At 63.3% G+C, this 11,529-nt stretch carries 8 protein-coding genes; 4 read left to right on the top strand and 4 right to left on the bottom strand.

From position 1 onward, the window contains the following. Nucleotides 1–363: 363 nt before the first annotated feature. Genes V7D69_RS10100 through V7D69_RS10090 form a run of 3 tightly spaced genes read right to left on the bottom strand, consistent with a single transcriptional unit; the run spans nucleotide 364 to nucleotide 4,719 of the window. Complete coding sequence (locus V7D69_RS10100; RefSeq protein ID WP_333605730.1) at nucleotides 364–2,073, bottom strand: hypothetical protein; 1,710 nt, start codon at nucleotides 2,071–2,073, stop codon at nucleotides 364–366. After that, entirely contained in the window at nucleotides 2,070–3,371 is a 1,302-nt protein-coding gene (locus V7D69_RS10095) for a polysaccharide pyruvyl transferase family protein (RefSeq protein ID WP_333605729.1), read from the bottom strand. The genes V7D69_RS10100 and V7D69_RS10095 overlap by 4 nt, the downstream gene beginning before the upstream one ends. Before the next feature lies 1 nt (nucleotide 3,372). Then, nucleotides 3,373–4,719 carry an FAD-dependent oxidoreductase gene (locus V7D69_RS10090; protein WP_333605728.1) on the bottom strand — a complete coding sequence of 449 codons (1,347 nt, stop codon included), beginning with the start codon at nucleotides 4,717–4,719 and terminating at the stop codon, nucleotides 3,373–3,375. A gap of 256 nt (nucleotides 4,720–4,975) precedes the next feature. On the opposite strand from V7D69_RS10090, the gene V7D69_RS10085 reads away from it, so the two are divergent. Then, nucleotides 4,976–5,575: an ANTAR domain-containing response regulator gene (locus tag V7D69_RS10085; RefSeq protein WP_324062303.1), complete on the top strand. Its 600-nt coding sequence runs from the start codon at nucleotides 4,976–4,978 to the stop codon at nucleotides 5,573–5,575. After that, a complete protein-coding gene (locus V7D69_RS10080) occupies nucleotides 5,572–6,780 on the top strand; it encodes an ABC transporter substrate-binding protein (RefSeq protein ID WP_333605727.1) in 1,209 nt (402 codons plus the stop codon). The genes V7D69_RS10085 and V7D69_RS10080 overlap by 4 nt, the downstream gene beginning before the upstream one ends. A 238-nt stretch (nucleotides 6,781–7,018) precedes the next feature. Here the strand turns inward: V7D69_RS10080 and V7D69_RS10075 are convergent, their stop codons facing one another. Continuing rightward, entirely contained in the window at nucleotides 7,019–8,719 is a 1,701-nt protein-coding gene (locus tag V7D69_RS10075; RefSeq protein ID WP_324062574.1) for a protein kinase domain-containing protein, read from the bottom strand. A 131-nt stretch (nucleotides 8,720–8,850) separates the two neighbouring features. On the opposite strand from V7D69_RS10075, the gene V7D69_RS10070 reads away from it, so the two are divergent. Beyond that, nucleotides 8,851–10,074 carry a nitrate/nitrite transporter gene (locus V7D69_RS10070; protein WP_324062572.1) on the top strand — a complete coding sequence of 408 codons (1,224 nt, stop codon included), beginning with the start codon at nucleotides 8,851–8,853 and terminating at the stop codon, nucleotides 10,072–10,074. Between the two features lie 127 nt (nucleotides 10,075–10,201). Next, nucleotides 10,202–11,449, top strand: a complete 1,248-nt coding sequence (locus V7D69_RS10065; RefSeq protein WP_333605726.1) for an alginate export family protein — start codon at nucleotides 10,202–10,204, stop codon at nucleotides 11,447–11,449. The last annotated feature ends 80 nt before the right edge of the window (nucleotides 11,450–11,529 follow it).

Here is an 11,529-nt window from a genome sequence, read left to right as displayed (position 1 = left end):
ATAAATGTATGATCGAAGGTTTTACCTTTTATATGGGGACATACATACACGTACTGTCGCGCTTAAATGGCGAAAGGTAAAACCTTGCGCATTTGCGCCCGTCGACGGGATGGAGTGGGTTGGAAAAATTAACCACGCGGGGAAGGACGTTTCAGCTATTTCGGCGAGCGGGGCCGAATATGCGCTCAATCGCTCCCGGAGTTAGGGAGATTTACCGCCACGTTTGACCGATGGAAAACAGGGCGGTCGCCAACAAAATCGCATTTGATGAGCAGATTTTTCCGCCCAAACGGCTGTTGAACCCTGCATCGCGCAGGTTGAGGCTACTTGAACGCGATGGGCCGGTGCGAATCGGAAGCCGGATCAGCGAGGGCTGTTCGCACAGCGATCCTGGTCGAAAATCTGGATGCGATAGCGGGTGATGTCTCCCCGCGCATTGCCGCCGGGTCCGACCGCGAAAGAGAGGGCCTGCCCCTTGCGCAGCGTCAGCGGAAGCTCGATCTTCACGGGCGCGGTCCCGGACCGGGCGAAAAGTTCGCGCCCGTCCAGCATGATGGAGACAGTGATGCCGTCCGCACTATCAGGCGAGACTTCGAACGTCGCCCGTAAACGGAAATGGCCGTCACTCGCGGCTCGATAGCGGTGGACCACGGCATTGTCCCTGCCGCCGGTGGCAGGGACGATCGTATCGGCCGTCAGGCGAAGATTGCCGAGGTCGGCCAGCCCGAGATAAGGTGTCCAGAGCACGCCGGAGCGCTGCTGGCCTGGCATCACTTCGAACGGCGTATCTGTTCCAGCGAAGCGAAGGAAGCGCTCAAAGCCGTCTTTCGCTGCCCGCAATGCACCGGATGAGGGATAGTCGAACTGATAAAAGCTGTCAGCGACCAGCGGGGTGCAGCCGAACTGCACCAGCGAGCCGGAGTTGAGCGGCTCAGCGCCGATCAGCACCAATGCCCGATCCTCCCGCAGCGTCAGTCCCGTTGGGGCGAGGCGCGCGCCGGTGGCGTCATAGGCGGTGACTTTGCGCGCATCGATCGTCACGGTGCGCGGCGCCCCCCAGACCACCTCGATAGTGCCGCCGAACAGGCGAGCGAACGTGAAGCTGTCCGGGCTGACATCGCGCGCGACCCGACCGACGAGCCGGGACTGGACAAAGCGGAACGCCTTGCCGGCCTCTGTCAGCGATCCGTCACGCTGCACCAACGGGATCAGGCCATCGCCACGTTCGTTGAAGGGATACCAGTCCATCTCGGCAGTGCCGAGCGTCGCCAGCGTGGCATAGCCTCGCATCAGATCGTCCGACGCCCGCTGCGCGTCCTGACTTCCGAACTCAGTGACATAGAGGGGCAGGGCGGCGGCCGGCCCGCGCCCGCGCAGCAGGCCGACTTGCGCCGGCAGTTGATCGATCGGCGTGGTATAGGGGTGCACCGCCAGCCCTTGAATGTCCTCCGCTCCCGGCAGGTCAAGCAGGGGCCACAGGTAGCCTGCCGGCAGCGAATGGGTGGAGCCTCCGAGTATCTTCACTTCTGGCCGCACCTTGTGAACCGCCTCGGCTGCGGCGCGAACCATGGCAAGATGGTATGCATCGCGCCGCGCCAGCCCCGCATCTTTCACCAGGCCGGTCACGAAATTTCCGCTGTTCACCTCGTTCCCGATTTCGAGCGTATCGATTTGCGGAAAGCGCAGGGTCACTGCCGCAGCGAAGCGCCCGAACGCGGCAAGCGCTTCTGGCGAATGCGGCGTTTCGCCGTTGTCGTAAAGCGGGTTGCCCCAGTTGAGCGTCAAGGTGACGGCAGCGCCGTTCCTTGCCAAGCGATCCGGCCAGGTCGTTGCCGGTCGATCGAACATGTATCGGCCGGGCGTTCGCTCTACATCCTCCCAGCGGATGCTGTCACGCAGGCGCGGCAGCGGCAGGTCGAGCGCGGCTTGCGCATTTGTTTCATTCCAACCTTGCGAGAAGTTGGAAGCCGCGCCGAGGCGTGTAGGGGAAGAGGTCTGCGCTTGCGTCGCAACCATGTCCAGGCCGGTTAGCGTGGCAAGGCCGCAAGCGCAGAGGGACGAGAGGAGTTTCATGGCCTGGTCAGATCCCGCGCGATTTCGTCCTGCAGCATGATGACGCCTCGCCGCGCTTGCCCGATCACCCGTCGGCGTTCGGGTTCGGGGATGCCTTTGCGCATTGCATCCAGAAGTTGTGCTGCGGCTGCTGCACCTGAGACTTGAAGCGGACGGCACAGCCATTGTTCGCGGTCGATCGAACTCAGGAATGCGTTGAGCTTGGGATCCCAGGCGAGCGCCAGGAAAGGCACGCCGCAGGAATAAGCAGCGATCACCGCATGCATGCGAAACGCGGCGACGGCGCCAAGGCCGGCAATGAAGCGGGTCAGTTCCGCCGGCGTGCTTAATTCCGGAAAGCTGACCGCGCCATGCGCGCCCAGCGCCTGCAGTGCAGGACGCAACCGTCGCGCCTCGGCGCGGTCTTCCGGGCTGCCGTTAGTGAAGACTGCGATGCGATGGCCTTGTTCCACCAATGCGTTTGCCAGGGTGAGATACCACGCTTCCAGTTCGGTCGGAGAGGGGGCCTCGCGGGCATGGTATCGCAAAGCGATGGGGCTTGTGATGTTTATGCCTATGGGCCGCGGTTCATCATTCTCATTTCGGGGCGGGATGCCATAGCGTTCGGCGGCCAGCAGGCCCGGATCGCGCACCGGCGTCGCCTCCAGCCCCCATGCGGTCCCGGCAAGTTCATTCCAGATATGGCGAGAGCGTTCGTCCCGCACGAAGACCCGGCGGATCACGCGCCGGTCAAGGGCGCGTTCCAACAGGGCGCGACCGCGCGCGCTCCAATGTTCCGATACGCCGCAGCCATAGACAAATACCGGAAGGCTGCGCCGGGCGCACTCCTCTACCACAAGGCCGATCTTGGTCGGAAAATTGAGGTCGAGGTCGGTAATCAGGTTGCCGCCGCCGATCACCGCGCAATCCGCTTCGGCAAGGGCTTGCCGATAATGAGGGCGCCAAAGGCGGCGGGATTGGACCGCAAGCGGCAAGCGGACCGCCAGTCTGCGCAGCGGATCGGGAAGAGTGTGCAACACGCGCATCTGCATTGCGCGACCTTCCGGCCCGGAAGCGTAACCGGTGCGTCCCGCCAGGTCGACCGACCACGTATCGGCCGCCGCTCCGCTCTCTATCAGCGCTTGTTCCAGGCATTCGGAAAGCAAGCCGTCACCCAGGTTGGGACTATACTTCACATTGAAGATGCGCGCGCGCGCATCGCTGCGATGCGGCCTGATCGCCGGGCCGCGCAAGACATACGGAAGCCCGACGTCGTCATATAGGACGGCATCGTTGGGGGAGGACGCACAAGCCGTCATCTCATGCCGCCATTTCGGAGGTTGGGAGGACTGGGCCGGCGACGTCGAGTTCCTCGATCACGCGTCGGATGACGCCACTTGATGTCGGCAGGTATTCGAATCGTCCTTGTCGGCCCGCCAGCACTACTCCCGTCCGGGCGATCCGGTGCAGTATCTGGGCAAGGATCGATTGCGATCCGGTGTGGTAGAGCGGATAGCAGTTTTCCACGTGCTCATAACCTTCCAGAATGAGGCCGGCGGCCAAGCCGAGTTGTTCGACGTGCTGGCGGAAATCCTCGAAGATCGCTTGCGGATCGTATTGTCCCGACGCCGCGACCGTGGTTTCGACCGCCAGAAATTCCCGCCCAGTGCACGGCGTGGGATAGATGCGCGAATAGATGGTCGCTCTTTTCCAGCGCCCGAGCGGATGGAAATTGAACAATACGTTGCCCAGCCGGGCATCGAGCCATGCAGCGGAAACGAACAGTGTCATCATGTCCAGTGAGGTCAGGCCGCTGGCCGCACCGAAGATCGCGCGGTGAAGCGTGTCCAGAGGGATGGTGCTCACTACCGCCTGCGCGCGAAAGGCCCCAGAGGTGGTCTGCACGTGAAAAAGCGCTCCCTCGCGCCGGAGCGACTGTAGTTCCTCACCCAGCGTCAATTGCACACCTGCTGCGATGAGGTTTCGTCCTATCCGGTCGAAAATCGGGTCGACGCCGTCGCGAGGCCGGACATGGAGCGGTTTGCGTGATTTGGCGTTCAGTGGACGGTCCGTGACCATCCCGTGCAGAGCCAGCCGGGCGAGTGCGCCGAGCCTGGTCGCGCGTTCCACGAAGGCCATCCGGCGCAGAAAGAAGGATTCGTCGATCTGGCTGGCGGGAGCTTGGTGAAATCGCGCGATGTAGGACGCCAGGCCGCTGCTTTCGAAGAACGACCGGCCCAGGCGCCGGCAGGCAATGGCGTCAAGCGTTCCGTCGCGGCGCAGGGTAAGGCGGGACCAGCCCAGGTCAATGATCGCGCGCGCCAGGCACAGGGGGCGTTGATGCAGGAATTCGCGCGGTTCCAGCGGATAATGCCGGATCGTTCCGTCAGGTGCGACGCGGCGTTGGACGCGCATCACTTGCGGGCAGAGGTTCCGAACGCCTGGCGCAAGATCGAACAGCTTCGCATCGCTTTCGTAAAAGATCGAGCCGACATCGAACGTGTAAGGCCCGATCTGGCGCGAACGGTGAGTTCCGCCGAGCCTGCCGGCTCTTTCGATGATCCGCACGCGCCAGCCGGCGCGGCGCAGCTTGCCGGCAGCGGCCAGTCCCGCCACCCCTCCGCCCAGTACGACCACCAGGCCACTAGCGCTCGTCCGGTCATCCATATGCGCGGGATAGCCCTGACGCCGGAGTGATGGGCTCTGACGATGACGTGCGCTGCAAGTCCAGTCCCTTGTCCGAATGAGCGCGCCTTGGGTTGGCCTCGCCGACCTCTTGAGCTTTGTGCATGGCAACGTGCCTAGTCGGACGATCACTGCGCCGTTACCGTAACTGGCCCCGTTTCGGAGGATTTGACGGCGCGATAAGCAGGGCCGATCCTTCCTCTTGCCACTTCCATCGCTGCACTGCAGAAGGCGGGCCATGCGCATAGCCATCATCGACGAAAGCGCCGCGCGCGCCTCCATCATTCAGGAGGGCCTGGCCATGCTGGATGATTGCGAGCTTTTCGTGGTCACGGAAAGGCGCGGCCTGCTTGCGCGCATAGGGGAGATCGATCCCGACATCGTGCTGATGGACCTGGGCAACCCCTCGCGCGACGTGCTGGAAGAATATTTCACCGTCAGCCGCGCGCTACAGCGGCCGATCGCGATGTTCGTCGATGAATCAGATGACGAATCAATCGTGGCGTCAGTCGAGGCAGGGGTGTCTTCTTATGTCGTCGACGGCTTGGCGCCGGGACGCATCAGGCCGATCCTGGACCTTGCGGTGACGCGCTTCAATGCGTTCTCCCGGTTGCAGAAGGATCTCGCGGAAGCCAAGAACAAGCTGGCTGAGCGGGAAATGATCGACCAGGCGAAACGGATCCTGATGAACAGCCGGAACCTGCCCGAGCCTGCCGCTTATGCGGAGCTGCGCAAGGCGGCGATGAACCAGGGCAAGCGCATTGCCGAAATCGCCGAGGCGATTGTTACCGCCCATAACCTCATGGGTCCCGGAAATCAGGGGGAGGCTGCGACGTGAGTACCGAACTGACCATCGGCTTTCTTCCCCTGGTGGACGCCTGCCTGCCGATCCTGGCGCATGAACACGGGTTCGCCGAAGAGCAGGGCGTCTCGCTGCGGTTTGTAAAGGACATGAGCTGGGCCACCGTGCTCGATCGCCTGCTTTACGGCCATAGCGACGCGGCGCACCTGATCGCGCCGCTGGCCATTGCCGCCACATTGGGCCGGGGCCGCCCGGCGCAGCCCCTTTCAGTGCCTTTCGTGCTGGGTTTGAACGGCAATGCGATCACGCTGCGACCGGAACTGGCCCGTCAGGTCCGGCCCGAAGGGCAGATGGGAATGCCGGCCGAAGTCGGCGCGGCGCTCAAGGTGATCGCGGATGAGCGGCGTGCGGCAGGAAAGCCGCTGACCTTCGGCGTCGTTCACCGCTATTCGAGCCACAATTACATGTTGCGCTATTGGCTGGCGGCCTGCGGCATCCGCCCGGATCACGACGTGGAGATATCCACGGTGCCGCCGCCCTTCTGCGCCGATGCGCTGAAGCAGGGCGAGGTGGACGGCATCTGCGTGGGCGAGCCTTGGAACAGCGTGGCGGTGGAACAGGGTGCGGGCGAGATCGTGCTGTCCAGCGCGCAGATCTGGCGGCGCGGCGTGGAAAAGGTCCTGGCCCTTCGCGAAAACGTGCTCGAGGAAAAGCGCGAAAGCGTGGAGCGCCTGATCCGTGCGCTCTGCAAGGCGGGCGCGCATTTCGTCGATCCCGCCAATTGGGATCTGAATGCGAACATCCTGGCGCGATCGGAATATCTTGATGGTTCTGCGGCACTGATCCACCGCGCGATCTCTGACCGCCTTCTCATTGCGCGGGGCGGACCGGTGGTTCATTATCCCGACTTCATGTTCCAGTACCGGGAGGCGGCGAACTTTCCCTGGGTGAGCCAGGCGGAATGGCTTTATACGCAGATGGTGCGGTGGGATGGCATCACTTATGACGCCGGCCATGCGCGCAAGGCGGGTCGTGTATTTCGCCCGGACGTATACCGCAGCGCACTTCTGGGCACGGGTGAACCACTTCCCGGCGCCAGCTCCAAGGTCGAGGGCAGTCTCAGGCAGAAAACGTCCGTCAGCACACAGCAGGGGGTGATGACTTTGGAAAGTAATCGTTTTTTCGACGGCATAGCCTTCGATCCCGCCGATCTTCCCGGCTACATCGCCAAACTTCCGTAAAGTGATTTTTGTTGCAACGCAAAAAAAGCTTTACGGCGCTGCCGCGAATCGCTTAGGTATCGACTTGCAGCAGAAGTGATGCCGCTCAAGGACGGGCGGGCAAACGGCCTTCTGCTTAACCAGTAACATTGCGTGGCAACGGTGCCGCCCGATCTGATCTCTTTTTCGAGGTCAAGTCGAGGCGGCTTTTCTGCGTTGTGCGCCGGGCGGAGCACGTAGTCTGATGGGGCAAGGCCGATCAGCGCAGGATCAGCGACAGGAAAAGCGCCAGCGCCAGCGCGACGCTGACCAGTTGCCAGAAGCGTGCGGGATTGCGCTCTATCAGTGGCACCGGCCGGCGAGGCACGACTTCCAGCGATCCCCCACGCTCCAGCGCACGCAGCAATTCCACGGTATCCCCGAAACGCGCGTCGCGTTCGGGCTGGATCGCGGTCAGGATCACGTCATCAAGCCAGCTGGGAATTTCGGGGCGATGGCGCGAGGGCGGCGCCGGCCGGCCGAAGCGCGGGCGCTGGAAGGCTTCCTGCTCGCCGAACGGCCAGTGCCCGGTGAGCCAGCGATAAAGCGTGACGCCGAGGGCGAACTGGTCGGTCAGCTCGTCTCCCGCGTTTCCGGCGAATTGTTCGGGAGCCATGAAGCCGGGTGTGCCGGGAATCTCATCGCCGCGAAAATCCTCGACGCGGGGCAGGCGAGCGACGCCAAGATCGATGAGCTTCAACCCGCCGTCACTTGTCAGCATGACGTTGTCGGGCTTGATATCGCGGTGAATCACATCCAGCCGGTGCAGCGCGACGATGGCGCGGGTCAGCCGGACGGCGTGCTCGACTGCCAGCTTGAGCGGTGGCAGCCCGCGTTCCAGGCGCTTGGCCATCGTTTCGCCTTCAAGCAGGGGCTGTACGCAGTAAAGCGCGGTCTGCCGTTCGGGCCGAACCGGATGCGCGGCCAGTACGAACGGGCTTGCGACCCGCTGCGCCAGCAGCAATTCGCGAGCAAAAGCCAGTCGTATCGCCCTTTCGCTAAGCGCGTGGGGCCGCGGAAACTTGAGCACGACCTTGCTGCCGTCTTCCCCATCTTCGGCCGCGAGCAAGATGGCGTAGCGTCCCTCGCTGAGCACCCGCTCGATGCGAAAGCCGTCGAAGCCGGTGCCGGGCGCCGGCGGCGCGATCGCGGGCAGGGCGGAAAGGCCCGAGAGGATGCCTTCGTGATTGGGCGCGGGCAGGCGGACGACATCGATCAGCACGGCCGTCGCGTTGTCCTTTCCCCCGGCTTCCAACGCCGCTTCGACAAGTTCCTCGACAGTGGCTTCGGCCGATTTCTGTTGGCCCAGGATGGCGGCGATCCGGTTTGCGCTGAGCGGACCGTGAACACCGTCCGTGGTCAAGAGGAGACGGTCATGCTCGGCCAGTTCGATCGTCGCATGATCGAACCGCAATTCGGCCTCCATGCCAATCGCGCGGATCAGCACGTGGCGCAAGTCCGGCTCGGGGCGGACGTGATCCGTGGTGAGGCAGGCCAGCCGGCCACCGGCGAAACGCCAGGCCCGGCTGTCGCCCACATGGGCCAGATAGGCCCGGCGACCGCGCAGGACGAACGCGGTGAATGTGGTCGCCGCGTTCTTCATGTCGTCGCCCTGGCCCATGCCATGAAGCCAGCGGTTAAAGGCATTGACGGACGCATGCATGGCGCGCGCCGGACCGAGAGTGTCCGGCATGGCATAGAAGCCTTCGATCAAGGTGCGGATCGCCAGTTCGGCCGCCACCCGGCCCCGCTTGCCGCCGCTGACCCCGTCGGCCACGGCGGCGATCACGCCTTGACGCTCCCGCTCAAGCGCGCTGCCCAGGTGGACGCCGCCGAAATCCTGATTTTCCTCACGCGGCCCTGTGGCGCTTGCAAAGCCCGCCGCCAGCACGAGCTGTCCCTCGTCGCGCAACCCATTCACTCCCTCGCACGCACGGGCCTGAAGCGCACATGCGCGCCCGCCCGCGCGAGGATCGGTTTCACAGCAATCTCGTCAAGTCCGAAGGGGACGTGTCAATGAGTACATTAGCCATGACAAGGGGGGACACCAGCATGGAATCCGGGCAAACAGGCAAGAGTTTCTGGCAGGCGGGGCATCGACCTACGCTGTTCGCCGCATTTCTTTATTTCGACGTCGCATTCATGGTCTGGGTCATGCTTGGCCCCCTGGCGCCGATCATTTCCAAGGAGCTTGGCCTCGACCCTGCTCAGAAGGGATTGATGGTCGCCATCCCGACGCTGGCGGGCGCGGTTCTGCGCATCGTCAACGGTTTTCTGGGAGACCGCATCGGACAGAAGCTGACCGGCACGATCAGCCAGGTCATCGTTATTGCCGGGCTGGCCATCGCCTGGCACTTCGGCATTTCCAGCTTCGAAGGCACCCTGGCGCTTGGCGTCATCCTGGGTTTTGCCGGAGCCAGCTTTGCGGTGTCGTTGCCGCTCGCCAGCCGCTGGTATCCGCCTGAGCATCAAGGCAAGGCCATGGGCATTGCCGGCATGGGCAATTCGGGCACGGTATTCGCCGCACTTTTCGCCGCGCTGCTCGCCAAGGCTTACGGTTGGACCAATGTGTTCGGCCTGGCGCTGATCCCGCTTATCGCCGTTTTCGTCTTTTATCTGATCGCTGCGAAAGACAGCCCCAATCAGCCGGCGCCCAAGCCGCTTTCCGCTTATGCCGAAGTGCTCAAGGAAGCGGACGCCTGGTGGTTCATGCTGTTCTACGGGGTAACGTTCGGCGGTTTCGTCGGCCTATCCAACTCGCTGCCCACGTATTACACCGACGGCTTCGGCGTTACGCCGGTGATCGCGGGCTATTGCACCGCGGCGGCGGTGTTCATGGGTTCGCTCGTGCGTCCCATGGGCGGTGCGCTGGCTGACCGTTTCGGCGGCATCAAGACGCTGACCGTCGTTTACATAGTCGCGGCGGCGCTGCTTTGCGTGATCGCCACGGGCCCGGCCTCGCTGACTATCGCCGTGCCGCTCTTCATCGCCACGCTCGGCACGCTGGGGGTTGGCAATGGAGCGGTGTTCCAGCTGGTGCCGCAGCGTTTCCGCAAGGAGATCGGCGTGATGACCGGCTTGGTCGGCTTCGGCGGCGGCGTAGGCGGCTTCTACCTCGCCTCTTCGCTGGGCTTCGCCAAGAAGCTGACGGGCAGCGCTTCGCTCGGCTTCCTGATCTTCGCCGCGCTGGCGGTGGTGGCGCTGCTGGGCCTGACCGCGGTCAAGAGCCGGTGGAGGACCACATGGGGCGCCGCGATCCAGGGCGTGCGTATCTGATATTGCCGGCGCCCGGATCGGAAAAGCACCAATCCGGGCGCCATCTTTTCCGGACCGCCAAGCGCGCGGCCGGTCACCGGGAGAAGGGCCTGACGAGGTAAAAAATACGTCAGGAAGGGAAACGAACATGAGGATAATTCTCGCGGCCGCAGTCCTTGCGGCGCCGCTCGCTGCCGCTTCGCCCGCGTTCGCCGCGCCGGGGGACCCGATCAAGGTGAGCGACGATCTGACCATCGATCCAATCATCGACGGGCGCCTGCGCTGGGAGCACGTCGATCAGGACAATGCCTTGAAGAACGCTGACGCGGTAACCATGCGGCTGCGCGCTGGGGCCGAGTTCAAGATGCACAATCTCTCGCTGCTGGCTGAGGCTCAGGGCACGCTTGCTATCGACAACGACTATAACGCGTTCTCTTTCCCAAGCCCGAGCCGCCAGCGCCGTCCCGCGTATTCGGTGGTGGCCGATCCCGAAAACGTCGATCTCAACCGGCTGCAATTGCAATACAAGACCAAGACCGTGGCCGTGACCATCGGCCGTCAGCGCATCAACCTCGACGATCAACGCTGGGTCGGTTCAGTGGCATGGCGCCAGAACGAACAGACGTTCGACGCGGTCCGGGGAGAGCTTAACGTCGGCCCGGTTTCGTTCGACGGTACGTACTCGATCAGCCAGCACACGGTTTTCGGCGTCGATGCGGGTCCGCGCCGGGCCTATGATGGAGAGTTCATTCTGGCCGGCGTTGGGGTGAAGGCGGGGCCGGTGAACATCAAGGGCTTTGCTTATGTGCTGGATTACCAGGAGGCGATCGTCTTCGCCAACAGCTCTCAGACTTACGGCGTGCGGGCGACCACCACGTTGCCGCTGGCCGGCAGGGCCAAGCTGAACCTGGCCGGCAGCTATGCGCGCCAATCGAACTATGCATCCAATCCGCACCATTACAGCGCCGATTACATTGCCGCGGAAGCCGGCGTCGCCGTGGCGAACCTGAGTGTCTTGGCCGGTTACGAAAAGCTGGGGGCAGATAACGGATGGGCGGTGCAGACGCCGATGGCCACGCTGCACAAGTTCAACGGTTGGGCCGACATGTTCCTCACAACGCCGCAGACCGCGGCTTACGCCGGGCTGCAGGATGCTTATGCTGGCGCTGCGTACAAGTTCACTCAAGTCAAGGCGCTGCCTGGCCTTAACGCCGCCGTGACATATCATCGCTTTGACAGCGACACCGGTGGCAAGCATTACGGCAATGAATGGGATGCCAGCCTTGGTTTCAAGGTTCGGCAGTTCGCGGTCCTGGCCAAATACGCCGGTTATCAGGCCAAGGACTTCAGCGTGAGCACGCGCAAGTTCTGGCTGGAACTGGATTTTGCGTACTGATTGCAAGGCGGATGTCGCACATCCGCCTTGACATAACGAACCATTTGGGTTATATGCCGCAGCACTCGGGATAACCGGGT

The organism is Novosphingobium sp., assembly GCF_036733805.1.
Lineage (GTDB): Bacteria > Pseudomonadota > Alphaproteobacteria > Sphingomonadales > Sphingomonadaceae > Novosphingobium.
The sequence above is the reverse complement of the archived record's forward strand: the minus strand, read 5'-3'. Positions and strand labels throughout refer to the sequence as shown.

What these genes read in the sequence shown, in the direction of transcription:
- V7D69_RS10100 (WP_333605730.1), bottom strand. Translation starts at nt 2,073, where the DNA reads ATGAAACTCCTCTCGTCCCTCTGCGCTTGCGGCCTTGCCACGCTAACC.
- V7D69_RS10095 (WP_333605729.1), bottom strand. Translation starts at nt 3,371, where the DNA reads ATGACGGCTTGTGCGTCCTCCCCCAACGATGCCGTCCTATATGACGAC.
- V7D69_RS10090 (WP_333605728.1), bottom strand. Translation starts at nt 4,719, where the DNA reads ATGGATGACCGGACGAGCGCTAGTGGCCTGGTGGTCGTACTGGGCGGA.
- V7D69_RS10085 (WP_324062303.1), top strand. Translation starts at nt 4,976, where the DNA reads ATGCGCATAGCCATCATCGACGAAAGCGCCGCGCGCGCCTCCATCATT.
- V7D69_RS10070 (WP_324062572.1), top strand. Translation starts at nt 8,851, where the DNA reads ATGGAATCCGGGCAAACAGGCAAGAGTTTCTGGCAGGCGGGGCATCGA.
- V7D69_RS10065 (WP_333605726.1), top strand. Translation starts at nt 10,202, where the DNA reads ATGAGGATAATTCTCGCGGCCGCAGTCCTTGCGGCGCCGCTCGCTGCC.